This window comes from Clostridioides sp. ZZV14-6153, assembly GCF_020657855.1.
Taxonomy (GTDB): domain Bacteria; phylum Bacillota; class Clostridia; order Peptostreptococcales; family Peptostreptococcaceae; genus Clostridioides.
The window spans coordinates 1-25,680 of sequence record NZ_JAGWCZ010000016.1 but is presented as its reverse complement, the minus strand read 5'-3'; the positions used below and the strand labels follow the sequence as shown (position 1 = coordinate 25,680).

General features: G+C 29.1%; 26 protein-coding genes and 1 pseudogene. 19 read left to right on the top strand and 8 right to left on the bottom strand.

What is annotated here, in order from left to right; translation table 11 throughout:
- Positions 1-122: 122 nt before the first annotated feature.
- A complete protein-coding gene (locus KGF46_RS16375; protein ID WP_227850736.1) occupies positions 123-1,256 on the bottom strand; it encodes a macrolide family glycosyltransferase in 1,134 nt (377 codons plus the stop codon).
- 26 nt (positions 1,257-1,282) lie between these two features.
- Positions 1,283-1,891: a TetR/AcrR family transcriptional regulator gene (locus tag KGF46_RS16370; protein WP_227830013.1), complete on the bottom strand. Its 609-nt coding sequence runs from the start codon at positions 1,889-1,891 to the stop codon at positions 1,283-1,285.
- A gap of 353 nt (positions 1,892-2,244) precedes the next feature.
- On the opposite strand from KGF46_RS16370, the gene KGF46_RS16365 reads away from it, so the two are divergent.
- The 3 genes and pseudogenes from KGF46_RS16365 to KGF46_RS16355 all read left to right on the top strand — a co-directional run.
- Complete coding sequence (locus KGF46_RS16365; RefSeq protein WP_227830012.1) at positions 2,245-2,895, top strand: PadR family transcriptional regulator; 651 nt, start codon at positions 2,245-2,247, stop codon at positions 2,893-2,895.
- Position 2,896: 1 nt separating this feature from the next.
- A complete protein-coding gene (locus KGF46_RS16360; RefSeq protein WP_227850735.1) occupies positions 2,897-3,847 on the top strand; it encodes an SDR family NAD(P)-dependent oxidoreductase in 951 nt (316 codons plus the stop codon).
- A 314-nt stretch (positions 3,848-4,161) separates the two neighbouring features.
- Positions 4,162-4,263, top strand: a pseudogene (locus KGF46_RS16355) (winged helix-turn-helix domain-containing protein); the annotation flags it as partial.
- Positions 4,264-4,440: 177 nt separating this feature from the next.
- Here the strand turns inward: KGF46_RS16355 and KGF46_RS16350 are convergent.
- A complete protein-coding gene (locus KGF46_RS16350) occupies positions 4,441-5,979 on the bottom strand; it encodes an ABC-F family ATP-binding cassette domain-containing protein (protein ID WP_227850903.1) in 1,539 nt (512 codons plus the stop codon).
- Between the two features lie 1,080 nt (positions 5,980-7,059).
- Here KGF46_RS16350 and KGF46_RS16345 point away from each other — a divergent pair.
- The 3 genes from KGF46_RS16345 (at position 7,060) to KGF46_RS16335 (ending at position 11,421) form a co-directional block, all read left to right on the top strand.
- On the top strand, positions 7,060-9,939 hold the full coding sequence (locus KGF46_RS16345; RefSeq protein WP_227830350.1) for an EAL domain-containing protein: 2,880 nt from the start codon (positions 7,060-7,062) through the stop codon (positions 9,937-9,939).
- A gap of 364 nt (positions 9,940-10,303) precedes the next feature.
- On the top strand, positions 10,304-10,765 hold the full coding sequence (locus KGF46_RS16340) for an Lrp/AsnC family transcriptional regulator (RefSeq protein WP_413894772.1): 462 nt from the start codon (positions 10,304-10,306) through the stop codon (positions 10,763-10,765).
- Positions 10,766-10,836: 71 nt separating this feature from the next.
- On the top strand, positions 10,837-11,421 hold the full coding sequence (locus KGF46_RS16335; RefSeq protein ID WP_227830351.1) for a DJ-1/PfpI family protein: 585 nt from the start codon (positions 10,837-10,839) through the stop codon (positions 11,419-11,421).
- A 4-nt stretch (positions 11,422-11,425) separates the two neighbouring features.
- On the opposite strand, the gene KGF46_RS16330 is transcribed toward KGF46_RS16335, so the two are convergent.
- The gene (locus KGF46_RS16330; protein ID WP_227830352.1) at positions 11,426-11,749 is read right to left on the bottom strand and encodes a winged helix-turn-helix transcriptional regulator; all 324 of its coding nucleotides are present in this window, start codon (positions 11,747-11,749) and stop codon (positions 11,426-11,428) included.
- Between the two features lie 153 nt (positions 11,750-11,902).
- On the opposite strand from KGF46_RS16330, the gene KGF46_RS16325 reads away from it, so the two are divergent.
- Positions 11,903-12,421, top strand: coding sequence for a nitroreductase family protein (locus KGF46_RS16325; protein WP_227830353.1), 519 nt, complete (start codon positions 11,903-11,905; stop codon positions 12,419-12,421).
- Between the two features lie 223 nt (positions 12,422-12,644).
- Here KGF46_RS16325 and KGF46_RS16320 read toward each other — a convergent pair whose 3' ends face one another.
- Positions 12,645-13,313: a phenylalanine--tRNA ligase beta subunit-related protein gene (locus KGF46_RS16320; RefSeq protein ID WP_227830354.1), complete on the bottom strand. Its 669-nt coding sequence runs from the start codon at positions 13,311-13,313 to the stop codon at positions 12,645-12,647.
- A gap of 100 nt (positions 13,314-13,413) precedes the next feature.
- Between KGF46_RS16320 and KGF46_RS16315 the strand changes: the two genes are divergently transcribed.
- From KGF46_RS16315 to clpP, 7 genes are all read left to right on the top strand, one after another.
- Entirely contained in the window at positions 13,414-13,629 is a 216-nt protein-coding gene (locus KGF46_RS16315; protein ID WP_227843034.1) for a hypothetical protein, read from the top strand.
- Positions 13,630-13,777: 148 nt separating this feature from the next.
- Positions 13,778-14,530, top strand: coding sequence for an ATP-binding cassette domain-containing protein (locus KGF46_RS16310; protein ID WP_227830356.1), 753 nt, complete (start codon positions 13,778-13,780; stop codon positions 14,528-14,530).
- Entirely contained in the window at positions 14,523-15,374 is an 852-nt protein-coding gene (locus KGF46_RS16305; protein WP_227857101.1) for an ABC transporter permease, read from the top strand. The genes KGF46_RS16310 and KGF46_RS16305 overlap by 8 nt, the downstream gene beginning before the upstream one ends.
- A gap of 64 nt (positions 15,375-15,438) precedes the next feature.
- Positions 15,439-15,876 carry a LytTR family DNA-binding domain-containing protein gene (locus tag KGF46_RS16300; protein ID WP_227862166.1) on the top strand — a complete coding sequence of 146 codons (438 nt, stop codon included), beginning with the start codon at positions 15,439-15,441 and terminating at the stop codon, positions 15,874-15,876.
- 15 nt (positions 15,877-15,891) lie between these two features.
- Positions 15,892-16,335: a DUF3021 family protein gene (locus KGF46_RS16295; RefSeq protein WP_227862165.1), complete on the top strand. Its 444-nt coding sequence runs from the start codon at positions 15,892-15,894 to the stop codon at positions 16,333-16,335.
- 134 nt (positions 16,336-16,469) lie between these two features.
- Positions 16,470-16,952: a helix-turn-helix transcriptional regulator gene (locus KGF46_RS16290; RefSeq protein ID WP_227850898.1), complete on the top strand. Its 483-nt coding sequence runs from the start codon at positions 16,470-16,472 to the stop codon at positions 16,950-16,952.
- Positions 16,949-17,533 carry an ATP-dependent Clp endopeptidase proteolytic subunit ClpP gene (gene clpP, locus KGF46_RS16285; RefSeq protein WP_227830360.1) on the top strand — a complete coding sequence of 195 codons (585 nt, stop codon included), beginning with the start codon at positions 16,949-16,951 and terminating at the stop codon, positions 17,531-17,533. Before KGF46_RS16290 ends, clpP begins: the two co-directional genes overlap by 4 nt.
- A gap of 239 nt (positions 17,534-17,772) precedes the next feature.
- On the opposite strand, the gene KGF46_RS16280 is transcribed toward clpP, so the two are convergent.
- Positions 17,773-18,264, bottom strand: a complete 492-nt coding sequence (locus tag KGF46_RS16280; RefSeq protein WP_227862164.1) for a DUF2284 domain-containing protein — start codon at positions 18,262-18,264, stop codon at positions 17,773-17,775.
- 279 nt (positions 18,265-18,543) lie between these two features.
- Here KGF46_RS16280 and KGF46_RS16275 point away from each other — a divergent pair, with 279 nt between their 5' ends.
- From KGF46_RS16275 to KGF46_RS16255, 5 genes are all read left to right on the top strand, one after another.
- On the top strand, positions 18,544-19,620 hold the full coding sequence (locus KGF46_RS16275) for a glycosyltransferase (RefSeq protein ID WP_227862163.1): 1,077 nt from the start codon (positions 18,544-18,546) through the stop codon (positions 19,618-19,620).
- Between the two features lie 78 nt (positions 19,621-19,698).
- A complete protein-coding gene (locus tag KGF46_RS16270; RefSeq protein ID WP_227857099.1) occupies positions 19,699-21,453 on the top strand; it encodes an exosporium glycoprotein BclB-related protein in 1,755 nt (584 codons plus the stop codon).
- A 154-nt stretch (positions 21,454-21,607) separates the two neighbouring features.
- Entirely contained in the window at positions 21,608-22,369 is a 762-nt protein-coding gene (locus tag KGF46_RS16265; RefSeq protein WP_227830364.1) for an epoxyqueuosine reductase, read from the top strand.
- Between the two features lie 263 nt (positions 22,370-22,632).
- A complete protein-coding gene (locus KGF46_RS16260) occupies positions 22,633-22,911 on the top strand; it encodes a CD3324 family protein (protein ID WP_227830365.1) in 279 nt (92 codons plus the stop codon).
- 295 nt (positions 22,912-23,206) lie between these two features.
- Positions 23,207-23,791, top strand: a complete 585-nt coding sequence (locus KGF46_RS16255; protein WP_227862162.1) for a DUF1062 domain-containing protein — start codon at positions 23,207-23,209, stop codon at positions 23,789-23,791.
- A gap of 91 nt (positions 23,792-23,882) precedes the next feature.
- Here KGF46_RS16255 and KGF46_RS16250 read toward each other — a convergent pair whose 3' ends face one another.
- Both KGF46_RS16250 and KGF46_RS16245 read right to left on the bottom strand, forming a co-directional pair.
- Complete coding sequence (locus tag KGF46_RS16250; RefSeq protein ID WP_227830367.1) at positions 23,883-24,719, bottom strand: prenyltransferase; 837 nt, start codon at positions 24,717-24,719, stop codon at positions 23,883-23,885.
- A 69-nt stretch (positions 24,720-24,788) separates the two neighbouring features.
- Positions 24,789-25,418, bottom strand: a complete 630-nt coding sequence (locus KGF46_RS16245; RefSeq protein WP_227830368.1) for a DUF3786 domain-containing protein — start codon at positions 25,416-25,418, stop codon at positions 24,789-24,791.
- Positions 25,419-25,680: the final 262 nt, after the last annotated feature.

Sequence of the window (25,680 nt, the reverse complement as noted above, 5' to 3'; positions counted from 1 at the left end):
CTGTATATCATTTAGCCCATAAGTAATGCTTTTTCATTTATTTATGGGCTTTTATTGTTTTTTTCTTTTGGATTCATTCCTTCATTTACAAATCTTTTCTTAACAGCAGTACAATTTTAACTTTATTTTATCATTTTGTTATCCATATACTGAATAATCAAATCAGCACCAAATTCATTACCGCCTGCATTTCTAATTTCTTTTTGCATAAGCAATATACTTTGAGTTATGGTCGAATCATTAAGAACAGTTAGAGTAGACTTTTTAAGAATATCACTTGTAATGTGTTTGTGCGAAATCTTTTTTCCTAAATTTAAGCGTTCAACTTGCTGGGCATTAGTTGGTTGATCTGCCATAAACGGAATAACCACCATAGGAACTCCAAAATAAAGAGATTCCATAACACTATTTAAGCCACCATGAGTGATAAAAACATTTGCTTTTTCTAATATTTCAAGTTGTGGGACAAAGGAGTAAATATAAAAATTCTTTGGTATCTCACCTAATTCTGATATATTTATCGAATTACCAACAGACATAATGACAGTTACATTTTCATCTTTAAACGCAGTGATACATTTTTTATAAAATGACATTGCTTTATTTACAATTGTACCTAGAGAAATATAAACTAAATTATTTTTCAATTCTGGCAATAGAAACTCATTCTTTTTATTGCGATGGTAAATAGAAGTACCAAGAAATTTAAACTTCTTTTCTAAAAAATCTTCTGCACATGGTTGAAATCTTTTTGTAGTATATACAAGATTAAGTTCTGGAGGATTTTCAGTAATTTCTTTTAACCAGGAATCAGTCTTTAACTTAACTCCGTTTGATACTTTTTTAGTCCATCTACGACACACCCATTTGAAACGAAATACTCTTAATGTTCCACCAGAGTTAATAAATTCTTTCATCAGAATTTCATTAGTAGCTGGTGACGTAATAACTCTAATAACAGGTTTATTAAATCTTTCTGCTATATGCTTTCCTAAAAAGAAAAGATGTTCATAAATAATTAAGTCAAATTCATGTGCTACTTTTATAGATATTTGATAGGCATTTTTCATTTGAATAGAAAATTTTTTGCTATCTTCATAACAAATGAAATCAGCTCCCATTTCTAAGACTTTATCTTTCCATTCTTCAGTTAGTAAGTATGTTACAGAATTACCTCTATGCACTAATTTTTCCACTAACCCAAGGGTAGGGTATACATGTCCAGAGAAAGGTAAATTTATAAATAAAATTTTCATAATCTAACCTCCTTAAAGTGTTTTTATCATGTATTCATTGTAAATATAAGAGGTGGAACTTTTAACGTTCTACCTAAAAATTCAGAAATAATTGTATGTTGTTCACTTTTATTTAATTTTGGGAAACGTTCACTATGTAACAAGCCACTTATTCCATTCAAGGTATATTGTGTTAAAAAATCCAAATCCAGCACATTATCATTTTCTGTTTTTAAATATACTAATTCAATAAAAGATTTTATTGTAGGTAGCATAGTCTTTATGGTGATACCATGTAAGGCATACAATATAGTCCAATGGACTTTATTATCAACTAATTTGTGAAATTGTGAAATGCTCTGTTCGTAGTAATCTAGTATTCTATTAATTATTTCATAAAATGATAAAGTGTCTTCATTTTGAATTAGTAGTTGTGCAAAGTTTTCACTTTGTTTCTTCATAAAATGCTCTAAGGACTTATCAAATAGTTCTTGTTTAGAACTAAAATAATGATAAAACATTCCAACTTCTCCATTAACTTCATTTAATATCATGCGAACAGAAGTGCTTTCATACCCATATTTTAAAAATAATCGAATAGCAGCATCTAGTATTTCCTCTCTTTTTCCTCCTTCTAAAACAGGTTTTCTTGCCATAAACTTACCTCCTTATTTAAACAAACAGAATATTGTTCTGTTTATATCTTATAATACTTTTTAATTAAAGTCAATTATAAACAGAAGATTGTTCTTATAATATGAAATGTTAAGACTTGTACATATGTCAGAATGATACAAGTATTTAATCAGTTATCCTAAAATATTCCACACCTTATCTTTAAAACTATAGTTGTTTTCTTATCAATATCATAAAGTCTATATAAAATTAATTTTCTAAAGTTCCCAAAATATTATTACTGTGATTTTGAAGCTGTTACTTTAGTTTTCTAGTGCTTGATTTTATCTATTAGGAATGTTACTATTAGTAATATAAAAGGAGAGTAAATAAAATGGATAAAATTATTTTGGGATTACTTATACTTAAGAAGTTGACAATTTATGAACTGAGAAGTGTTATAGAAATGAATTTTGCTTCTATGTGTAGCAACAGTATGGGAAGTATTCAAGCAGCAATAAAAAAGCTACTTGAAAAGAAGATGATAGTGTATGAAGAGTTTGTTGAAAATAGTGTCAATAAGAAATTTTATGTACTAACAGATAAAGGAAAAGCATGTTTTTTAGAATGGGTACAGACCTCTATGGTAGCAGGGAAAGTAAAGGATATGGAGTTAAGCAAATTATTTTTTATGGGCTTTGTTCCAACACAAAAAAGATTGTCACTAATTGAATCTTATATTGTTGACCTCAAAAAGGAAAGAGAGCAGTTGGAGAATATCAAAAGACAAGACATCGATGTTGCAAAATTACAGTACATTGCCTATATAGAAGAAAATCAAGAACAGTTTAATCACTTTTTACAAGATACTGAACATTCCAACATTCAAAGAGATATTAAAGATATAATTGATTTTGAGTTATTGACCTTGCAGTTTGGAATTGATAGGACAAATTTTGAAATAGCATGGTTTGAAAATTTAAATAAGAAGCTAATTAATGAGTACCTAAACAATAGTCAGAATCAAGAAAAAGGGGGTAGCTAACATGAAAGGAACTGTAATAATAACAGGAGCTAATTCAGGAATAGGAAAGGCAGCAGCATTTAAGTTTGCATCAGAGGGTTATAGAGTTATAATGGCATGTCGTAATATTCAGATTAGTGAACCCGTGTGTCAGGAAATCATAGCCAAAACTAAAAATATTAATGTGGATTTGCTTCAACTGGATATTTCATCGAGGCAATCCATTTGTAGTTTTTGTGAGACATATAAGAAAAAATACGGTGTATTGGATATCTTAATCCATAATGCTGGACATTTTAAACATGGAGAAAAAAACTTTCAACAAAGTATTGATGGTATAGAATTAACATTTGCTACCAATCTATTTGGGCCAGTTCTTATGACCGATTTATTATTGGATGTACTTGCTAAATCAAAAAATCCTAAAATTCTAAATGTATGTAGTACAAATATAAAGCATTTTTTTGATGAAAGAAGAAAAATTAATTTTGGAGTTTTAAGTGGTGAAACTGTAGAAGATAAAGAATATAATTCCTATAAAATTTATGGAGATTCCAAAATAGCTTTACTTATGGTTACAAGTATGATGAAACAAGAATACAAGCCTTATAATATAAGTGTAAATGCAATTATGGTTCCAGCAACAAAAATGAGTAAAGAAACAATTAAGAAATTTAATTCGTATTGGAAAGTACTTGCATTTTTACAAAACATTATTATACTAAAATCAGAAATTATTGGAGAGGCTTACTTTTCGATTTGCACTTCTAATGTTTATACAGGTATTACTGGAAAACTAATAAATCACCAAGGAAAGATTGTTAAAATGGCTAATAACTCAATATCATTTATAAAAAGCATTACAAGCACAGAGGTTTATCCACCTTATGTCAATAACAAAGAGACAATAGAGAAAGTGTGGGCTATATGTAAACAATATGTTGAAAATGCTAAATATAATTTGCTAGCATAACACATATAATTCATGAGGTTATTATATCAACAACATAATCTTATTGATATTGCTAAAAGGATATAGTATTTTTGCTAATTCTGTTCAGTTTTTATTTTATTGTTTGAATTAATATGAGAAAAATTACAATTAACTATAATTTAATTTATAATTGATATATACTTGATTTTATTTAATTATTTGAATATACTTTAAGCAGAATACACAGAGTTAAAGAATTGATAAATAAAAGATAATAACTCTTTATTAGGAGTGATTTTACTATGGAAACATACTTTAATAAGAAAATATTACTTGTTGATGATGAAAAAGATATAATAAATTTAAGAGAAAAGATTGAAGATAATCCTTCAAATCCTAAAATACTTATAACAGTCAAAGGGCTTGGATATAAGCTTGTGAATAGAGTTGATTAGACTGAATTCTAGTAGTTGTTTTTTAGGCACCCATTTATGAGTGCCTATTAATATATTTATACTTTAGTAAAATATTTATAGTCTCAAATATAACAAATACAAGAGATACTGAAATATTAAAAATAATTAATAATTAGTATTGTCAATAAACATAATATCTCCTAATAGTATAGGAATTTATATCAATTGTTTTTCTATATTAAATACCTTGTCAATCCAACCTTTATAAAACTTTTCTTCGTGAGAAACCAAAATAATACTTCCTTTAAATTGTTTCAAAGCATTTTGTAAAGCATCTTTTGTTTCTGCATCAAAGTGGTTAGTTGGTTCGTCTAAAATCAAGAAATTACAAGGGGATAGCATCATACAACATAATTTAACTTTAGACTGTTCACCTCCACTTAGAGTGGAAACACTTCTTGAAACATGTTCTTCTTTTACACCACACTTGGCTAAAGAGCGTCTGATTTCTTTTGTACTTAATTTTGGATACTTATCTGCCATTATTTGAAGTGGTGTTTTAGTAGGATTTTCCCATTTTAAATCCTGTTCATAATAACCAATTTTTATCTGCTCTGAGAAGATGAAGTTTCCAGAAATACAAGGAATATCTTTAACCAATGTTTTTAGCAAAGTGGATTTACCAATTCCATTGAATCCAGTTATAACTATTTTTTGACCTGCATTAACAGAAAAATTTAATTTTGGAAGTAATGGATAATAGTATCCAACTTCAAGATTAGTTACTGTAAGTGAGTTTTGTACAGACATTTCAATTTCTGCAAATTGGATACACGGTTTTCCTGTAAAGTTAGGAGGAGCTATTCTTTCTATTCTATCCAATTGTTTCTGTCTTCCTCTTGCAATTTTTGAATTTACACCAGCTTTATTTTTACGTATAAATGTTTCTTCTTTTTCTATTTTCTTTTGTTGTGCTTGATATTTTCTAATATAATCCTCCCTTAAGTGTGATTTTTGTTTAAGAAATTCTGAGTACTTTCCATGATACTTTTTAATCATTCCAAATTCTATATCGAGAATACCTGTGGAGATTTTTTCTAGAAAGTCAAAATCATGTGAGACTACAATAAATGCACCTCTAAATGTATTTAGATAATTGGCAAGCCATTCAACATGTTCTTTGTCTAAAAAATTTGTTGGTTCATCTAATAATAAAACTTCATAATTAGAAAGTAATAATTTTGCCATAATTACTTTTGCTCTTTGACCTCCACTAAGTTCCCCAATAATACGATTCATTCCTATTGAATCTAGTCCAAGACCATTTGCTACCCTATTTATTTCATTGTCTATAGAGTAGAAATCACTTGCTATTAATTGCTCTTGATAAGTTGATGCCTTAATAAGTTGTTGCTCATTTCCAGATATAGCACTTTCCTGATATAGCAAATTCATTTCTTTTTCTATTGTATAGAGGTCTTCAAATGCAGTGTGCAAATACAGAGATATTGTTGTATCTCTATTAATATCTGCATATTGGTCCAGATGACCTATTTTAATATTAGGTTGCCACTTAATCTCTCCTGTATCAGGGATAACTTCTCCTAATAAAATTTTAATTAAGGTGCTTTTACCTACACCATTTTGGCCAACCACACCTATATGTTCGCCTTTGAATAAATCAAAGTCAGCTTTTTCGTACAGTGATTTATCCATAAAACATTGTGATAAATTATTTACTTTTAATAAACTCATAATTCAAACTCCTTTTTTACTATAAAAATTTTATGAAAATAAAAAAAGCAGAGGAATAGCATTATAAAATGCCGACCTCTGCTTTTGGAAAAACAAAAGGCCATAGATAAGCATTGCTATCTATGGCCGTAAAATCTATATATCTATCGGCAAATAGGTAAATTTAAATAAGCATAGTTAAAAAACTACACTAAACCTATATTTGCCGATGAAGATAGAAGCTTTAAGCTTCCAGATTAACCTCTACACAACGCTTCATCGTATACATTTGTGTAGAGTTAAGTTTTCTAACAAGTTTAACTAATTTTATATAAATCATAATTGTTCACATCCTAATCTCAATATTAATTCTAATTCATTTATATTTAAATTGTACTATTGTACTTTTGATTTTTTCTTATTTAATTTAATACATATATCACTAATTATAGCTTAAATCATGGTATCATAATACTTAATCATAGTCAATATAAAAGATATTTTTACATGACAACTTTTATAATACAATAGGTTTAAATTATAGCAATTCTCCATATTTTTTTGCAAAGATTTTTTTTAACATAGTTACTAATACCATATAAGATAAGATAGTAAAAATCAACCCGATAAAGTAAATATTTGGAAGTGGAATCATACCAATAGCATTTCCAAATGGTGTATAAGGTATAATAGTCCCAATTGTAATTCCGATTGTTGTTAAAAGTGTTAGTTTCCATGAATATCAAGAGAGTATTCTAAGATTACTTTATCTTGAGTCAAAGTTCCTGTTTTGTCAGTGCAAAGTATATTCATAAAATATTGCAACTTATAAAATCAAAGGTGTAGTATTGTTGAACTTTCAATGGTATGCTAAGATATTTATATAATTATAATAAATAAAAATATATAATGACTATATAAAGTTATACTTTCAGAGTAATCACTAAAAATATATGTTTATTTATTCTTAGATAAACATATATTTTTTTAGTATTAAGTGTAATGATAAGTTTATGCATGATATAAATCTAAGTAATTTATTATTAGAATGATTATAAATAATTTGAGAGAAGATTTTATATGAGGGGGGGGCTAAAGTTTGTGTCAATTAAGAGACTGATTTTCATCATATTTTTAATTAATTGTATGATATTTATGTGTTTTCCAATACAATCACTTGCAAAGACAGAAAGTCGTGTTATAAAAGTAGGTTTTTTTGATTTTGAAGGATATCATGATTATGATAAAAATGGAAATAGAAATGGGTATGGATATGAATATCTTCATGAGATTGCAAAGCATACTGGTTGGACATATGAATATGTATCTGGTACATGGGAAGAGTGTCAAACTATGTTAGAAAATGGACAGATTGACTTACTTACTTCTGCACAATATACAAAAGAACGTGCTGAGAAATTTGATTTTTCAGAAGTACCTATGGGAAGTAGTTATGCACGACTTACAGTAAAAAGCGGAAACTCAAAGTATACACCAAATGATTATAAAAATTTTAATGGAATAAAGGTTGGACTACTTTATGGAAATAGTAGAAATGAACATTTAAAGAAATTTGCAAATGAAAAAGGATTTAATTACACATCTAAATATTTTAAAAATCAGGAAGAATTGGAAAATGCATTAAAAAGTGAAAAAGTAGATGCAATATTAACTAGTAGTTTGAGAAAAGTCAAAAACGAAAACGTAATTGCGCAATTTTCTCCATCTCCATTTTATTGTATTGTAAAAAAAGGCAATAATGAACTGTTACAAGAGGTAAATGAAGCTTTAGAAGATATTGAAATGGATAATCCGGCATATAAGTTTAATTTATATAGTAAGTACTATCAGTCTAGTAATAAAGATACATCTATTCTTTCTAGGGAAGAAAGAGATTACTTAAAAAGAAATAATAATATACGTGTAGTAAGTATGCCAAACTCCTATCCATTATCATATTTAGATACAGGTGGACTTAAAGGTATTGTACCAGATATATTTAATTTAATTGTAAAAGATCTTGGATTAAGTATAGATTATGTAAAAGCTAATTCATATAAAGAATCGATTGATATGGTAAAAGAGGGGAAGGCAGATGTTATATGTTTTTTTAATTCAGATTATGGATGGGCAGAGCAGAATGGAATTAAGATTACATCTCCTTATATGACATTGAACTATAGCATGATAACTAAAAATTACAAAAATACTAAATTTGATAATATAGCTGTTGCTGAGAGCGATACATTCAATGATGAGTATCTCAAAGAACACTATAAAGGTATCAACATTCAAAGATATAAATCTGAAGAAAAAGCTATAAATGCAGTGAAAAGTGGAGATGCAGATGCTGCATTTGTAAATACATATTCTGCTGAAGACTATATACAAAAAGATTATAATAATTTAAAAGCAATTCTAGTTAATGATTATAAAACTAATATATCTTTAGGTGTTGGAAAAAATATAAATCCAACATTATATTCCATTTTGGATAAGAGAATAAATGCACTTAATAAAGATGAGTATTCAGAAATTATTGCAAAGCATACAATTTTTCAAGACTATAAAATTAGTTTATCACAGTATATTCATCAGCATCCAGTTCAAACAGTTTTAATTTCTTTTTGTTTCTTTTTAGTTATAATAGCAGTACTTTCTTATGTTATTGCAATCAACAAAAGACATTCCACTCATATTTTTAATTTGGCATTTAAAGATATAGAGAATGGAGTTTGGAATTACAATGGATTTGAAGAACAAGCACCACGAGTTCTAGAAAAGCATAGAGAAAAATTTTATGCATTAATTGCTTTTGATATATCTAAGTTTGCTATCATAAATGAAAATTATGGTAGAGATTCTGGAGATATGATTATAAAAGAAATTGCATCAGTTTTGAATAGAGTTATTGGAGACAGGGCATTAATAGCTCATGTAAAAGCGGACCATTTTCTTTTACTTTTACCTTATGATTTAAAAAAAGATTTGGAATTAACTCTTATTGATATAAGTAAAAGTACTTCATACTTTGAAGTTAAGGGGCTTGGCATTAAAGTAAAGGCAAACTTTGGAGTATATATTATCAAAGATGAAGACATTGTTATTACAAAAGCTATTGATTATGCTGAAATTGCTAGAAGAAAAGCAAAAAGAAGTAATTCATCTATTATATATTTTGATGAATCTCTCAGAGAAAGTCTTAACAAAGAAAAAGAGATTGTTGATAGAATAGATTATGCATTAGAACATAATGAATTTCAGGTTTATTATCAACCTAAGTTTGATATGAGAACAAATAACATTATTGGTGCAGAAGCACTTGTTAGGTGGAATCATAAAGAACTTGGATTTATGATTCCAGGAGAATTTATTCCTATACTTGAAAAGAGTGGTGGAATTATAGATGTTGATTTTTTTGTGTTAGAAGAAGTATGTAAGTTGACAAGGTTTTGGATAGATTCTGGAGTTAAACCCATTTCAATCTCTGTAAATCAATCAAGAGTACATTTTCAGAAAAAAGATTATATAAATAGATTACAAAATTTGCTTGCTAAATATGATATACCTAAAAGTGTAATTGAACTTGAGATAACTGAAAGTCTATTTGAAAATGATAGTATATCAAATGATATGATAAATGAGATTAAGGAGCTTGGTTTTTTAATTTCTGTTGACGATTTTGGTTCTGGATATTCTTCATTACATCTTCTAAATCAAGTTTCTGTAGATATTCTTAAAATAGATAAATCTCTCTTAGATAATTCTGAAGGAAAAGGTAAAGTAGGTAAGATTATTAGTAAAGTAGTTGAGATGGCAAATGACTTGGGATTAGAGGTAATTTGTGAGGGGGTTGAGAGGATAGAACAAGCAGAATTTTTAATGAGTATTGATTGTTATTATGCACAAGGTTATTTGTATGCAAAGCCTATGCCAAAAGATACATTTCTTAAAAACGTAGATAAATTTAAAGGTATATAAAAGAATATATATAATATATGTATGTAGAGAAATACATCTAATATTAATTACTAAGTAATGATTGTAATTTTATAAATATATAAATTATAATCATTACTTTTTTTATAAAATAAAAAAGTTTGTTACTATAAAATAATAATTTGAAGAGTATTAGCTTTACACTTAGAAAATTGAGTTGATATACAATAAAAATACTAACATTAATTTAGTTTAAATATTTTAAGTGTATTATGTATGTTATATTTAATTAGTTTAAAAATTTAATGATAAGTATTAATTTTCATTAAATTTTATTGAAATAATTTAAATTATTTACTTATTTTAAATTATTAGCTAAAATTATACTAAATAATTAAGGAGGTGAATAGATATAGACGAGATAGATTTAAAAATAATTAATTCTCTAAAAAAGAACAGTAGAGCCTCAACTTCTGAAATAAGTAGACAAGTTAATCTATCAATACCAGCAGTTTCAGAGCGTATAAAGAAAATTGAACAGTCAAATATAATTCAAAAGTATACTATTCAAATCAATCGAGAAAAAACAAAATATAAACTTTTAGCTTTCATATTTATCAATACAGATTTATCTAAAAGTATAGAAGAGTTTAAGAAGACTATATTGGAGTATGACACTGTATTAGAATGTCATCACATTTCAGGAGAATATGATTATTTAATAAAAGTATTAGCAGAGGATACAAATGAACTTGAAGAATTTATAGCAATAACTTTGAAAAAAATCAGAGGAATCCAGAAAGCCAATACAACCATTGTTTTATCAACAATTAAAGAGGAAATTAATACAATCAAAGATATTTTTTAGATGAGCATAGACTTAAATGGTGATTATATTAATACCTACTTTATTACATATTTTTAGGAGGAAAATACAATATGAAAGTTTTAGTTTTTTTAGCAAAAGGTTTTGAAACTATGGAATTTAGCGTATTTGTAGATGTTATGGGATGGGCTAGAAATGATTATGATTACGATATAGATGTAGTAACTGGTGGATTTAAAAAGCAAGTTGTAAGCACATTTAATGTTCCAGTATTAGTTGACAAAACAATAGATGAAATATGTGTAGATGATTATGATGCTTTAGCTATTCCTGGAGGATTTGAAGAGTTTGGATTTTATGATGAAGCATATGATACATCTTTTTTAAACTTAATAAGAGAGTTTGATACAAAGGAAAAGATAATTGCTACTATTTGTGTAGCAGCTTTACCTGTTGGTAAAAGCGGTGTTTTAAAAAATCGTAAAGCTACTACATATCATTTAAAAGATGGTCAAAGACAAAAACAGTTAAGTGAATTTGATGTAAATGTAGTCAATGAGCCAATTGTTGTAGATAGAAATATTATAACTTCATATTGTCCAGAAACCGCACCACATGTAGCTTTTAAGCTTTTAGAAATGTTGACATCTAAGGAACATATGGAAGTTGTAAAATTAGCTATGGGATTTAAATTATAATAAATTAAAGTTTATTTAAGTAATCAGAACCCCAATCACACATAACATCTAAAATAGGAATAATGCTTTTTCCAAAATCGGATAATGAATATTCCACTTTTGGAGGTACAACAGGATAAACAACTCTTATAATAAAACCATCTGTTTCTAATTCACGTAATTGTTGAGTTAGCATTTTAGGAGTTGCTTTAGTAATTAATTTTCTAAGTTCATTAAATCTTAATGTGGTATCTTTAAGATGCCAAAGGATAAGTGTTTTATATTTACCACCAATCAATGCAAGTGTTGCTTCTATAGGACAACTGTAATTACTTGAACATTTTTTCATTTTTTTAGACCTCTCAATATATTTTGAAGTACCCTTTTTGGTACTATGTTACAAAAAAGTGCATTATTGTAATATATAATTATAGTGATAAGATTATAGCATAGGTTAAATAAATCATCAACTTAGCCCAATAAAATGATAGGGGGGAAATAAATGAATTTTGTTGAAATCGCCAAAAAAAGATATTCTTGTCGTAATTATCAGGATAAAAAGGTTGAAAAAGAAAAACTAGATAAAATTTTAGAAGTTGCTAGGATAGCTCCAACAGGGGGTAATCGTCAGCCTCAAAGATTAATTGTAATACAAGAAAAAAAGGGTCTTAATAAAGTTTCTAAGGCTGCAAATATATATGATGCACCATTAGCAATTATCGTATGTGGAGATAAGGATAAAGTTTGGACAAGACCTTTTGATGGTAAACAACTTACAGATATTGATACAAGTATAATCACCGACCACATGATGTTACAAGCAACTGAACTTGGGTTAGCGAGTGTATGGGTATGTTATTTTAATCCAGATGTAATTAAAGAAGAATTTAATTTGTCAGATAATCTTGAACCAGTAAACATATTACTAATAGGATATGAGGCTGGAACACCAGAAAGCCCAAATAGACATGATAAAACTCGTCTTCCTTTAAATGAAATTGTTTCTTATGAAACTCTTTAGATATAAAAGTAAGTTATCTATATGAGATGTATAATGAGTTATTTTTTTAAATAAAGTTCTATAAAAAGTTAATGCTTATATAAAATTAATTTTAGTGAAGTATATATCTGATTGAACAATGATGTATACTTCACTATTTTAATTACTTAGAATACCTACTAATACTTTGAATATCCACTAAACTTAAATTTTCATTATATTAATAAAAATACATCGATATTAATTAAAATACATCAATTAAATCAATTTTCGAGTCTGGAAAACCACTTAAAATATAATCTTTTATATCGCTTAGGTGGTCATAAATTTGTTTTTCAGAAACTCCATCAGGGCCATATACAAAGTATAGAATATTTTTAGTTTCTTTTGTAATCTTTGTACGATTATCTGGTCCATTAAGAATACTAGATAGTATACCAAGGTTATCTGATAAAAATAAATCGTCTCTTGTTAGAGTTTGCTCTCTTTCTCCTATACCATAAAAATGTTCATTTTCATTTGCTAAATCTATTTTTAAAGGTGATTCTATTTTATCAAGGTCATGTCCTGCTGTTAGAAGAAGATTTTTTAATTCTGCTAAAAACATTGCTTGAATAGGTAGACTTACATTTGGAATACCTTTTGATTTTAGTAAAAGGGATTCTAGTTGAAGTAATACAGGATAAGTTTTCTTAAATTTTTTATAATACTTTATGTAGTTGGAAAGAGGTTCTGTTTTAATCTTTTCTTTACGATTGTATTCAGGATTTTGTGCAATAATATTTTCAATTTCAGAGGTTTTAAGAAGTAAAAAATTTTCTTCATTAGGCGTTGAATAGGTCATATTTACAATCATAACTCCAAATTTAATATTGGGATAAATTTCTTTTACTCTATTTGATATTTCTAACATAATTTAGACTCCTTTTTATTTTTTGTTTTATGGTATAATCTTAGCAAGTAAAAAGTGGATTTTGTAGTTCCATTTTTATAGTAATTTTATAGAACCACTTTTGGAGGTATTAAAATATGGATTACAATTAATAGAAATAGTGACATATCATTATCAAGACAAATTTATGATTTATCCTGTACAGCAATATGCAATTGAGAGTAAAGTAGAATATGACCATGAAGTTGTCCTAGGATATGCTCATCTTATTTTTGATGAAATTGAACAGGGAGTAAGAATACTTAGCAAAATAATACATACAAATCAAGATGTATAGGGAATGTTTTTACAATAGCTTATTTTTAGGTATGTATTTTACTTTAGTTTTTTTACAACTCACATATTCATTTATACTACATACTTCTAATTGTATTGTGTGGACAAATTACTTATTGTATTCTGAAATCATCAATTAAGGAAGGTAGATGAAATGGATGAATAAGATAATAGAAGTAATTAATTTGCAAAAAAGCTATGATGCTTTTAAAGTTGTGAAAGGGATTGATTTTTATGTAGAGGAAGGTAATTTGTTTGCATTACTGGGAGCTAATGGTGCTGGAAAATCTACAACAATTGATATTCTTTGTACATTATTGAATTATGATAGTGGAGAAGTGATTATAGATGGGCATAAGTTAGGTGTAGAGGATAATAAGATTAAAGAAAAAATTGGAGTAGTATTTCAAGAAAGTATACTAGACCCACTCTTGACAGTAAGAGAGAATCTTACAATTCGTGCAAAATTTTATATTAAGAATAAAGATAAAGTAAGACAAATTGTGCATGAATCTGCTTTATCTGTAGGAGCTATGGAATTTATAGATAGACCATATGGTAAATTGTCTGGAGGTCAAAAGCGTAGGGCTGATATAGCAAGAGCTCTTTTAAATACTCCTAAAATACTGTTTCTAGATGAGCCTACAACAGGGCTTGACCCAGAAGCTAGAAAATGTGTATGGGATACTATATTAAAATTACAAAAACAATATGGTTTTTCTATAGTTCTTACAACCCATTATATGGAGGAGGCTTCAAAAGCTGATTATATTGTAATGCTTGATTATGGTGTTATAACAGCAAAAGGTTCACCTCATGAACTAAAATATAAATACAAAGCAAATAATTTAGATGATGTATTTTTGAATATAGTTAGAAATAGAGGTGAAAAAAATGTTTAATATAGCACAAAGAAATATAATGATTTTTTTAAGAAATAAAAGAGGCGTATTTTCATCTTTTTTAGGTGCAATAATTGTAATCGCTATATATGTTATTTTTTTAGGAGAAAATTTGAAGGAAGGTTATCCAAATATTAAAGACATAGATATATTAATGAATAGTTGGGCAATGGCAGGAATTATTTCTGTTGTTTCTGTAACTACAACAATGGGTTCATTTGGAGTTACAGTATTGGATAAGGAATTAAAAAGAACCAAAGATTTTTATTGTTCGCCTGTTAAGATGAGAGAGCTGGTAGGAGGATATATTTTAAGTTCATATTTAATTGGTGTAATTATGAGTATATTTACATTTATACTTGCAGAGATATATATTGTATTAAGTGGGGGACAATTTTTACCTATGCTTTCTATTATAAAGGTCATTGGTGTAATATTATTAACAGTTTTATCATCTAGTGCAATGATATTTTTTATTGTAAATTTGTTAAATAGCATAGATACATTTGCAACTGCTTCTACGATTATAGGTACTCTTATTGGATTCTTGACAGGAATTTATATACCTATTGGAAGCTTACCTCAAGCAGTACAAACCATTATAAAGTTATTTCCAATTTCACATGGGACTGTATTACTTAGACAAATTATTACGGAGTCTCCATCAAAAGTAACATTTGTGGATTCAACAAATGTATTGACTGTATTTAATGAACATATGGGAGTAACATTTGGTGGTATTGGCAGTTTGCATGAAACTTCAATTCATATTATGTTTCTAGTTATTTCTGCAATAGTCTTTTATTTTGTTACTATACTTATGGTATCAAGAAAAGAAAGCTAGAAATTAATAGTAGGAAAATACAGTATAGTCTTTTTATAGAAATCAAAAGAAAGGATGTGTTAGAGTGAAAGTAGTAATTGAAACTCCATTAGATGGAGAAGAGGATGAAATTATCATAAGATGCAGAAATCTTGATGATGAAATGCTTAAATTGATTTTTAACATCAGGATGCAAAGAGAGTCTCTTATAGCATATAAAAATGAACAACTCTATCGTATCAATCCTTTAGATGTTTATTACTTCGAATCTGTAGATAATCATACTTATCTTTATTGTAAAAATGATGTTTATGAGTTTAAGAAGAAGCTTTATCAGATTGAGGAAATTTTTTTAAATAGTGATTTTCTTAGAATATCCAAGTCTGTAATATTAAATCTTACAAAAATAGACTCAATTGTACCAGCGTTTAATGGTAGATTTGAAGTAATACTAGATAATGGTGAAAAGACAATTATTTCACGCCAATATGTACCAATGTTGAAGAAAAAACTAAGGATATAAAGGAGTTGATTGAATATGAATTTAATAAATATACTAAAGAATGTAGTTCGTTATTTTTGTATGATAACTACAGGAGTTTTAATATCTGTTTTTACTTTTTGTCTATTATTTAGCCCTGATGAGACATTTAGTATAAGTATTTTCCAACAGATTTTATTAATTGCATTGGTAACATCTCTATCCACATTAATTTTTTATTCAAAACGAGAACTAGGTAGAAAAGAGTTACTAATTCGTCAAGTAATTCATATGATTTTTCTGTTTGTTTTTGTTATGTGGTTTTCATTTAAAAGTAATTGGATTGATAGTGGGCATATTTTTCAAGCTCTGTTTATAGCACTATCTATATTTATTATCTATCTTTGTATAACACTTGCTACTTGTAAAAGAGATAAGAAAGAATCTATTTTACTAAATAAAGGTCTGAAAGAATATAGGAAAAATAAAATTAGTAAATGATAGCGAAAGTAATTCAACAAATTGTAAATTTATTATTAATTAAGTTTTTATACAAGTCATTTATTTAAGATAGCAATTTATATTAAGAAGAAAATTCTTGTATGAGTTATAATACTTAAAAGGAGATGATGAGGTTGAAAACAAATACAGATGTGATTATGGAAATCATTGATTATATAGAAGAACATCTTACAGAAAATCTAAATCTAGATAAAATAGCTGATGTTGCTAGTTATTCAAAATATCATTTACACAGAATGTTTACAAATATTGTGGGATGTACTATACATCAATACATTAAAAGAAGGAGACTTACTGAAGCAGCTAGACAACTTGTATTTACAGATAAATACATTATAGATATAGCTCTTACAGTTGGATATGCTACACACCAGTCTTTCACATTAGCATTTAAAACTTTATATAAAGAATCTCCACAAATATATAGAAGTAAAGATGAATTTTATCCTATTCAACAAAGATTTGTTTTAAATTCAAATCATCAAATCCAAAATGTAGAGTGTATTTCTTATACAAGTATTAATTATGAACGAAGAAGAGATGAAATCAATTCTTATCTCAACTTTAATATTAATTGTGAGGTGAAAGTAGCATGAATTTAGTACCACATGTGATTGAACAGACAGGTCAAGGTGAAAGGTCTTATGATATATATTCAAAACTATTAAAAGATAGAATTATATTTATAGGGGAAGAAATTAATGATGCTATTGCAAGTTTGGTAGTGGCTCAATTACTATTCTTAGAATCAGAAGACCCAGATGCAGATATAACTATATATATAAATAGCCCAGGAGGGGTTGTAACATCAGGGTTTGCTATATACGATACTATGAACTATGTCAGATGTGATGTATCAACTATTTGTATTGGTATGGCTGCAAGTATGAGCGCCTTTTTACTTGCTGGAGGTACAAAAGGAAAAAGATATGCCCTACCTAATGCAGAGATTATGATACATCAACCTATGGGTGGTGTTAAAGGGCAAGCAACAGATGTAAAAATAGCAGTAGATAATATATTGAGAAAAAAGGAAAAATTAGATAGAATTCTTTCTGAGAATACTGGAAAATCAATAGAAGATATTAGAATAGATACAGATAGAGATAATTTTATGTCTGCACTGGAAGCTAAAGAATACGGATTAATTGATTGTATAATGGAGAAAAGAGAGTAGAGTACTCTTTTAAAAGCTTAATATATAGTATATAACTAATATTAAAATAATCATGTTTAAATAAACATGGTTATTTTTTGTTTAAAAAAGAAGTTTTTAAAATGGCAAGTAAATGAGTAATAAATAGTAATTTTACATACAATTTTAGATATTTTCTAGAGATATTAACCAATGTGGTTGTAATGATATGATAACTTATAGACCACACTGGTTAAGCTGAGTAGAAAATATTAATTTTTTCAATCAACTAATAATAAACCAAAGTGATTTTGAATTTCTCCCTTTTCTCGCAAAGTATTTATTTCAAGTCCATTTGACCTTACTGTAGCAAAAACATCAATACCACATGCTTCCATTGATGGAGCAGTCTTGTTAGGAAAACTACAAGTATCAGGATTACATTTGGCACACTTTGTACAAGGACCACTTCCAAAAGCAATTGCTTTATAGTATCCATCTAAAAAAAGTTCTCTTGCTATTTCAACAGCTAGAGGAGTAACAATACTCATTTTGTGACATCGAAATAAAATAGCTTTTCTGTAACAATCTATTATTGCTTGTGTCTGTTGATAAGTTGGAGTGCTGGGCGGACAACAATGACTATGACCATATGTATTACAACCAAACTGACACTTATAAATTGTCCATGCCGCTGTGACAATCGTTTTAGGGTCTATTGAAACTGCAATGTCAGCTCCACTAGATTTTAACATTTCAAAGTATTTTTTCATAATTTACCTCCTACCAAAAATAGTTTAATTTTTTATATTGTATGAATGATTAAATTTTACATATTCTTATACTTATGGTAACGCAAAAATACATATCAATCAAATCGAAGTATTTAAATTCTGAATTCAATAAAAATGAACTATAAATATACATGATAAATAAACTTACCTACTGATTTTTTGTCGTTAAAAATTTTCTAACTTTCAATAACAAAATAAGAGGAAATACCATATATTACTTATGTCTGTAATATATAAAAGACAAAGGAGTTGTACATTATGATTACAATAAGTTTGTGCATGATTGTTAAAAATGAGGAAGAAGTTATAGGCAGATGTTTAGAGTGTGTAAAGGATATAGTAGATGAAATTATAGTTGTAGATACTGGTTCTACAGATTCCACAAAAGAAATAGTTTCAAAATATACGGACATGGTGTACGATTTCGAATGGATAGATGATTTCTCTGTTGCGAGAAATTTTTCATTTTCTAAAGCTTCTAAAGACTATATAATGTGGCTTGATGCAGATGACATAATTTTAGAAGAGGATAGAAAAGAATTATCAAAAGTTAAGGAAAATTTAGATACTTCTATTGATATGGTCATGGCAAAATATAATGTATCATTTGATGAAAACGGAAAACCAACTTTATCATATTATAGAGAACGCTTATTTAAGAGAAGTTCTAATTATAAATGGGTTGACCCTATTCATGAAGTAATACCTCTTGTTGGAGAAATATTTTATTCTGACATCGCAATATCACATAAAAAACTTCACAGACAGGACCCTTTAAGAAATCTCAGAATTTTTGAAAAAATGATTTCAGAAGGTAGGATATTGGAGCCAAGACATCAGTTTTATTACTCAAGAGAATTGTATTACAATGCAAGGTATAAAGACGCTATAGAAGGTTTTACTAAGTTTTTAGACTCGTCAAAAGGGTGGATTGAGGACTGTATAAGTGCTTGCAGAGATTTAGCCACATGCTATTACTTAATTAATGATGAAAAAAGTGCCTTATATTCTTTATTTAGAAGCTTTGAATTTGATGAGCCAAGAGCAGAAGTTTGCTGTGATATAGGAAAGCACTTGTTTGATAGACAAAGATATAAAGAAGCTATTTTTTGGTATAAGGTAGCGTTAACTAGAGATAAAAATGACATTAATGGAGGATTTAAGTCAAATGATTGTTATGGATACTTGCCGTGTATACAATTAAGTGTATGCTATGACAAACTAGGAGAAATGGATAAAGCCATATCTTATCATGAAAAAGCAAAAGAAATCAAACCTAACGATAGTGCTATTTTATACAATGAAAATTATTTTAGTAAATATAAAAGTTATTAATAAGTCACAATAATACTAATTTTGACATATTATGTAGAGAGCATGAAAGCTCAAATATATTAGGAGGTGCTTTAAGTAATGAGTAAAAATAAATATTTTGGCCCATTTGATGGTAATAACCATGATAACAATTATGGTGATTGCAATAGCGGTTGCGATAGTTGTAATAGTTGTGACTGTCATCATGGTTGCCCACCATCATGTATAGGTCCAACAGGTCCAATGGGTCCCAGAGGTAGAACAGGTCCCACAGGCCCAACAGGTACAACCGGACCAATGGGTCCAACAGGAACAATAGGAAACACAGGAGTAACAGGAAACACAGGAGCAACAGGGTTAATAGGCCCAACAGGAGCAACAGGTTCAGCAGGCCCAACAGGAGCAACAGGAGCAACAGGATTTGGAGTAACAGGTCCAACAGGAGCAACAGGAGATACAGGAGCAGATGGAGTAACAGGTCCAACAGGCCCAACAGGCCCAACAGGAGTAACAGGAGCAAATGGAATAACAGGTCCAACCGGGATAACAGGAGCAACAGGATTTGGAGTAACAGGTCCAACAGGTCCAACAGGAGCAACAGGAGTAGGAGCAACAGGAGCAACAGGTCTAATAGGTCCAACAGGAGCAACAGGAACACCTGGAACAACAGGCCCAACAGGCCCAACAGGTCCAACAGGAGCAAATGGATTGATAGGCCCAACAGGAGCAACAGGAAATACAGGGGCAGATGGAGCAACAGGTCCAACAGGCCCAACAGGAGCAACAGGAAATACAGGAGCAGATGGATTGGCAGGCCCAACAGGCCCAACAGGTCCAATAGGAACACCTGGAGCAACAGGCCCAACAGGAAATACAGGAGCAACAGGGGTAGGAATAACAGGAGCAACAGGAGCGACAGGAGCAACAGGTCCAACAGGAGCAGATGGATTAGTAGGTTCAACAGGAGCAACAGGAAACACAGGAGCAGATGGAGTACCAGGTCCAACAGGTCCAACAGGAGCAACAGGAAATACAGGAGCAGATGGAGCAACAGGCCCAACAGGAGCAACAGGAAACACAGGAGCAGATGGAGTACCAGGTCCAACAGGAGCAACAGGAAATACAGGAGCAGATGGAGCAACAGGAGTAACAGGTCCAACAGGGGCAACAGGCCCAACAGGAGCAGATGGAGCAACAGGTCCAACAGGAGCAACAGGTCCAACAGGAGCAGATGGATTAGTAGGTCCAACAGGAGCAACAGGATTAGCTGGGGCAACAGGAGCGACTGGAGCAACAGGAGCAACTGGAACAACAGGAGCAACAGGAATAGCAGGAGCTAGTGCAATAATACCTTTTTCATCAGGTATACCACTATCACTTACAACTATAGCTGGTGGATTAATAGGAACACCAGGATTTGTTGGTTTTGGTAGTTCAGCTCCAGGTGTAAGTATAGTTGGTGGAACAATAGATCTTACAAACCCAGCAGGAACATTGACTAACTTTGCATTTTCAATGCCAAGAGCTGGAACAATAACATCTATTTCAGCATATTTTAGTACAACATTAGCACTTTCACTTATTGGTTCAACAGTTACAATTACAGCTACACTTTACCAATCAACTACACCAAATAATACATTTACAGCTGTACCAGGAGCAACAGTTACACTAGCTCCACCACTTACAGGGTTATTGTCAGTAGGAACAATTTCCACTGGAATAGCAACAGGATTAAGCATACCAGCAACAGCAGAAACTCGTTTCCTATTAGTATTTACTGCATCAGCTTCAGGTCTTTCATTAGTTAATACTGTAGCAGGATATGCAAGTGCAGGAATTTCAATTAGTTAGATTAAATAATTGAAATAAATAGACTTTCAGCATCTAATTTAGATGCTGGAAGTTTTTTATTTTGATATCAATTGATAAAGCATAATATAGAGTACTGGTATATAATATAAAATAATAACATGAAATTAGAGATAGAATTGTCTAGGGGGATATTATGAAAACTAAAATTGAAGAATTAATGAACCGTTTTGTAAAAGATTACAATAAGTCAAATAATGTAAATTCAAAATGGCAAGAACTTTTATTTGCCTATGCATCTGCTGAAGATGAAATGTTTCAGCAGTTAAAAAAAGTTATAGGAACATCTCATGCTATGCCAAAAGACTTCTTGAAAGATGGTAAGACTATAATTACATATTTTATACCCTTTGATAAAAACATAAATGATAGTAATATTGGAGGGCTTGAATGTTCAGAAAGTTGGGCAAGAGCTTATATAGAAACTAATAAATTGATTTCTGACTTGAATACTTTTTTATGTGAAGAGCTAGGAAATATGGGGTTTGACTCCTACGCTATTCCTGGGTCATATAATTTTGACAATGATAAATTGATTAGTGATTGGTCACAAAGACATGTAGCATTCATAGCAGGTCTTGGAACTTTTGGTCTAAATAATATGCTTATTACAGAAAAAGGATGTTGTGGAAGGGTAGGAAGTATAATCACAAGTTTAAAATTAGAACCAACTAAAAGACCAGAAAAGGAATACTGCTTGTATAAACATAATAACAGTTGTAAAAAGTGTGTAAGTAAATGTGTGAAAGAAGCTTTAAAAGAAGATGGGTTTGATAGAAATAAGTGTTATGAAATGTGCATGATAAATGAGAAAAAATATTCTTATATAGGTGGATGTGATATCTGTGGAAAATGTATAGTTGGAGTTCCATGTTCAGTAATAAACCCATCAATGTAAAAAGTTTCTGTTAATTAACAATTCTAATTTGATATGTAATAAACTACAAATATAAATAAAAAATAAAGAAATTATGTTGATTGACAACTATTTGTGCTATTGATAGACTTATATGTATTGCTGTGGTATAAGGAGGGGTGAGACTTTATGCTTGATTTAATCTTTATTTTTGCATAGCAAGGGCTATTGCAACTATAAAATTTAATATACAGATAGCCCTTTGCTATTCCTAATAAAAAATTACTGTTTAATAGGAGAGCAAAATGAGCTATAAAAAAGCAATACATGTATTACCAGAAGAATTACTTGAATTGATACAAGAATATGTGGATGGAGAATGTATTTATATTCCCAGAAAATCAAACAATAAAAGAGAATGGGGAAGTAATACATCTACTCGTGAAGATTTAACAATTAGAAATATGCAAATTTATGAAGATTATCAAGTTGGTCATGATTTGCAATATTTATCAGAAAAATATTATCTGTCTTTGAAGAGTATTCAAAGAATTATATTACAAGAAAAAAGAAAAGATATTTAAATGTAAGCCAGTATAGTTATATAGCTATACTGGCTTATTTTCTTTTGTTAAAAATGTTTAAGGTATAGTTTTTTTTTAGTGGATGCTATAATTTAATTAATTTCAGAAGCTTATATAATAATAAAATCCAGAGGTAGTGTCTATATTAAGAGAAAATAATTTGTTATATAAGTATATAATTGAAATTAAAATTTATTAAAAATTAGGAGGTACTATTTTGAAAAAAATGCTTGATTATATTCCACCTTTTCACAACTTTCTATTTTAGCAATATTATAGAAAGGAAATTGTATTTATGCAAAAAATTACTTGGGAGATTGAGTATAAATCCCAATTGCCAGTAATTAGGTACTGCAAAAAATGTGGAAAAAAGACTGAATATATTTGTTCAGATTTATTTAGAATGAATGCTCAACATAAGTATTTAGATATTTGGTTAATATATAAATGCTCAAATTGTGATTCTACATGGAATTCAACCATATATTCTCGTATTAATCCAAAAAACTTAAATCCAGAAATATTAGAACAATTTTATACGAATGATTATAATCTTGTTAAACAATATGCTATGAATGTTGGGCTTTTACATAGAAATGGGGCGGAAGTTGGTATCCCAGAATATAAAATAGTAGGTCAAGATATTTGTATTGATGACCTTACACAAGTTCATATTGCAAGTAAGTATCCATGTCAATTAAAGGTATCCACATTATTACGTGAGAAGCTTGGCTTATCTCGAAAGGTCTTTGAAGACATGCTAGACTGTGGGATGATAAAAAGTATATCTGGAGTTGACTTAAGGAGAAGTAAATTAAATTATGAGATTGTGTTACAAATTGGAAAGAGTAAACAAGAATATTTAAATCAGTTAGACTAGCCGGTTTAATATGTTTTATGTAACATCATTTTAAATAAGTATAGCAGCTTTAAAAATACAAAGAAGCTATACTTATTTATGTATAATAGCATTATCTTTTTTCTAGATTTTCTAATATCTCGTAGTAGTGTGTTGTAGCTAGTACACTTGGCTTACCTTTTTTACAGAAAGATAACTTGGATAGCTTTGGGACTACACGCTCAACAACAATCTGATTATCTGGCATTTTAGATTCAAGTATCTTTAATGCTTCTAGAAATCTCTTATCCTTCTTTGCACGATTATAAAATGATAAAACATAAACATAAAGAAATAGATTGTAATTGCGGAAAGGATATTCAACTTGCATGAATAATGTACCAATTCCATAGTGGCAAGGTCCGATTGGTTTTCTAATTGTCCAATGTTCAAGTAAAAAATCCACAGCCTTATCAAGTTTTGATTCTTTATTTAAATAGTCGCTAAAACGGAATGCATCTAATATATTAAGTGTTGGAAGTGGGTTTGAGTACTCAGTTTCTGGACCTCTACCAAAACTGAACTTATTGCAACGCCAACCACCATCAGTATACTGAGTATCTAAAAAGTATTGAAACGTCTTTTGGATTCTAACATCTGAAGCATATCCCATGTGGCAAAGTGCATTGGTTGCATTAGCTGTATGGCAGGGATAAATACCTCCTTTTGGATATAATTTAAAACGCCCATCTTCTCTCCATGTGCTAAATATCAAGTCAGCACATTCTTTAAGTAAAGTATCAGTAGGTTTCATACCCAATTCCAATAGATAAAGTACACTATCTAGTGTGGTGAAAGGTGAACCTTTCATTAAACGTTTGTCAGGTGTAGCCCAATAGTCTGCACCATTATCATATCTGTGTGACAATATCTCTTCTATATCTGATAAATATTGATTTTCTACGTTCATTTTTTAACTCCATTTCATGTTAGATTCTAACTAAATTTATCAAAAAATTTATTATAATAGTATTGATGCTTATAATTGATTTACTTTATTCAAAATTGCATCTATAGCTGTATCAGGAACAACTGCTAAGTCTTCTGCATTAAAATAATAAATTATATTAGAGTCAAATAATATATTTGAATTTGGTGGAAATTCATCATCTCCAAGCCAAAGTATAAATATCATAGAAGTATTACCTATGTATGTAAACTTATAAGCTAGGTCACCCATTTTTATTTTTTCAGCTCCAATATTCTCCATGACTAATTTATATTTATCTATTTGAGATGTAAAGATTTCTGAAAGTCTTGCTAGAGTTCTATTTAGAAAGTTAGGATAATAAACATTACCTCCAGGAACTTCTTTAAAAGTTATATATTTATTTGTAAGAGGTATACCTTTAGCATTACACAAATACCTAAGCATTAGAATCTTAAGTTCGAAATTTTTACAGAGACTTCCATTACTATTCCAAACTTCTCCACTTGGATAATCAACCGTATACTGTCTACCAAAAAAATCAATATTAAATTTGCTTGAATCACTATTAAAGTCAATATTACTTAAATTACTAATTGTATGAGGGTCTGATTCTTTGAGTTTTTTTCGTGCATAATCAAATGGAACATTATAATTACTTGTTTTAATATTTTTATCCATAATATTTTCCTCCGATTTAAAGACCTAAGTATATATTTGTAAAAGATTTTCTTATTATTGATTTTATTATATATCTAGAATATTACAATATCAAATTAATAAATAAATTTTGTTATTTAAAGGAATCTATTTGACACACTCCCCATAGCTAAAGCAAGGGGATTCTTGGTGGCTAACGACTTAACACTATCTAAACGATAGAATCATAGGTGGTTACAAAGCCAAGCTACTTGGACGGTGTCTTCGCCACTACTACCTTATA

What these genes read in the sequence shown, in the direction of transcription:
- KGF46_RS16250 (WP_227830367.1), bottom strand. Translation starts at nt 24,719, where the DNA reads ATGAACGTAGAAAATCAATATTTATCAGATATAGAAGAGATATTGTCA.
- KGF46_RS16255 (WP_227862162.1), top strand. Translation starts at nt 23,207, where the DNA reads ATGCAAAAAATTACTTGGGAGATTGAGTATAAATCCCAATTGCCAGTA.
- KGF46_RS16320 (WP_227830354.1), bottom strand. Translation starts at nt 13,313, where the DNA reads ATGTTAGAAATATCAAATAGAGTAAAAGAAATTTATCCCAATATTAAA.
- KGF46_RS16335 (WP_227830351.1), top strand. Translation starts at nt 10,837, where the DNA reads ATGAAAGTTTTAGTTTTTTTAGCAAAAGGTTTTGAAACTATGGAATTT.
- KGF46_RS16370 (WP_227830013.1), bottom strand. Translation starts at nt 1,891, where the DNA reads ATGGCAAGAAAACCTGTTTTAGAAGGAGGAAAAAGAGAGGAAATACTA.
- KGF46_RS16325 (WP_227830353.1), top strand. Translation starts at nt 11,903, where the DNA reads ATGAATTTTGTTGAAATCGCCAAAAAAAGATATTCTTGTCGTAATTAT.
- KGF46_RS16360 (WP_227850735.1), top strand. Translation starts at nt 2,897, where the DNA reads ATGAAAGGAACTGTAATAATAACAGGAGCTAATTCAGGAATAGGAAAG.
- KGF46_RS16375 (WP_227850736.1), bottom strand. Translation starts at nt 1,256, where the DNA reads ATGAAAATTTTATTTATAAATTTACCTTTCTCTGGACATGTATACCCT.
- KGF46_RS16260 (WP_227830365.1), top strand. Translation starts at nt 22,633, where the DNA reads ATGAGCTATAAAAAAGCAATACATGTATTACCAGAAGAATTACTTGAA.
- KGF46_RS16245 (WP_227830368.1), bottom strand. Translation starts at nt 25,418, where the DNA reads ATGGATAAAAATATTAAAACAAGTAATTATAATGTTCCATTTGATTAT.
- KGF46_RS16275 (WP_227862163.1), top strand. Translation starts at nt 18,544, where the DNA reads ATGATTACAATAAGTTTGTGCATGATTGTTAAAAATGAGGAAGAAGTT.
- KGF46_RS16305 (WP_227857101.1), top strand. Translation starts at nt 14,523, where the DNA reads ATGTTTAATATAGCACAAAGAAATATAATGATTTTTTTAAGAAATAAA.
- KGF46_RS16350 (WP_227850903.1), bottom strand. Translation starts at nt 5,979, where the DNA reads ATGAGTTTATTAAAAGTAAATAATTTATCACAATGTTTTATGGATAAA.
- KGF46_RS16330 (WP_227830352.1), bottom strand. Translation starts at nt 11,749, where the DNA reads ATGAAAAAATGTTCAAGTAATTACAGTTGTCCTATAGAAGCAACACTT.
- KGF46_RS16270 (WP_227857099.1), top strand. Translation starts at nt 19,699, where the DNA reads ATGAGTAAAAATAAATATTTTGGCCCATTTGATGGTAATAACCATGAT.
- KGF46_RS16295 (WP_227862165.1), top strand. Translation starts at nt 15,892, where the DNA reads ATGAATTTAATAAATATACTAAAGAATGTAGTTCGTTATTTTTGTATG.
- clpP (WP_227830360.1), top strand. Translation starts at nt 16,949, where the DNA reads ATGAATTTAGTACCACATGTGATTGAACAGACAGGTCAAGGTGAAAGG.
- KGF46_RS16310 (WP_227830356.1), top strand. Translation starts at nt 13,778, where the DNA reads ATGAAATGGATGAATAAGATAATAGAAGTAATTAATTTGCAAAAAAGC.
- KGF46_RS16265 (WP_227830364.1), top strand. Translation starts at nt 21,608, where the DNA reads ATGAAAACTAAAATTGAAGAATTAATGAACCGTTTTGTAAAAGATTAC.
- KGF46_RS16365 (WP_227830012.1), top strand. Translation starts at nt 2,245, where the DNA reads ATGGATAAAATTATTTTGGGATTACTTATACTTAAGAAGTTGACAATT.
- KGF46_RS16280 (WP_227862164.1), bottom strand. Translation starts at nt 18,264, where the DNA reads ATGAAAAAATACTTTGAAATGTTAAAATCTAGTGGAGCTGACATTGCA.